1 protein-coding gene is annotated in these 503 nt (G+C 53.3%); it reads right to left on the bottom strand.

Annotated features, from left to right (window positions below; translation table 11 throughout):
* The coding region (locus R7093_RS28545) for an NAD(P)H-dependent glycerol-3-phosphate dehydrogenase (protein WP_318147450.1) at positions 1-503 on the bottom strand (503 nt) is incomplete at both ends.

Raw genomic sequence — 503 nt, 5'->3', positions numbered from 1 at the left:
TTGTGCCGTGTCGACGTCTTTACCTTGACCTAGCGCTAAACCAAAGCGGCGGTTACGTGATTGGTTGTCGGTACACGTTAGGACAAGGTCGCCCAAACCAGCCATACCCATGAAGGTTTCTGGTTTGGCACCAAGTGCAGCGCCAAGGCGGCTCATTTCAGCCAAGCCACGGGTAATCAACGCAGTACGTGCGTTTGCACCAAAACCGATGCCGTCTGACATACCTGCGCCAATTGCGATAACGTTTTTCACTGCACCGCCAAGTTGCATGCCGATGAAGTCGTTGTTCGCGTACACGCGGAAGGTTTTGCTACAGTGGATTTTCTCTTGCAGATCCGCCACGAACTCTGCATCTGGAGAGGCAACGGAAATCGCAGTTGGTAGACCCATCGCGAGCTCTTTCGCGAACGTTGGGCCAGATAGAACGGCCAGCGAGTAGTTCTCACCGATGATGTCGTATGCGACGTCTTTGAGTAGTCGGCCAGTTTCAGGTTCAAGACCTT

The sequence above is a fragment of the Vibrio sp. 1580 genome, assembly GCF_033340055.1.
The sequence above is the reverse complement of the archived record's forward strand: the minus strand, read 5'-3'. Positions and strand labels throughout refer to the sequence as shown.